Below are 427 nucleotides of genomic sequence, written 5' to 3' on the forward strand. Positions count from 1 at the left end.
CTCTCGACATGCCGCGGTGGCGCCGTTGAAGCCATCACGGCATGTCGAGAGTGACCGGCTCGCCGCCGTCCATCTGTCGCGCCGCTATGCCGGCGTCGTCGCCGTCGACGACGTCAGCCTGGATTTCGAGACCGACAGCATCACCGGCATCATCGGCCCCAATGGCGCCGGCAAGACGACGCTGCTCAACATGCTGGCCGGTGATATCAAGCCAAGTGCCGGCACCGTGTCGGTGGGTGGCGTGGTCCGGCAGGCTTCGGCCTTCCGCTTCGCCCGCTCCGGCGTTGCCCGCACGTTCCAGAACATCCGCGTCTTCCCGCACATGACCGTGCTCGAAAATGTCGTCGTCGCCGCCCGCCAGGTGGAGCCGGATCTTGGCCATGCCGAGGCGGCGGCAATGGGTGAACTTGCGCGCATGGGGCTGGAG

The 427-nt window shown here is 67.2% G+C and carries 1 protein-coding gene; it reads left to right on the forward strand.

Features of this window, described 5'->3' with window-relative positions; all coding sequences use genetic code 11:
* Positions 1–25 precede the first annotated feature (25 nt).
* The coding region (locus EN893_RS37700) for an ATP-binding cassette domain-containing protein (RefSeq protein ID WP_245490998.1) at positions 26–427 on the forward strand (402 nt) is incomplete at its 3' end.

This window comes from Mesorhizobium sp. M7A.F.Ca.CA.004.04.2.1, from assembly GCF_004022825.1.
GTDB lineage: Bacteria > Pseudomonadota > Alphaproteobacteria > Rhizobiales > Rhizobiaceae > Mesorhizobium.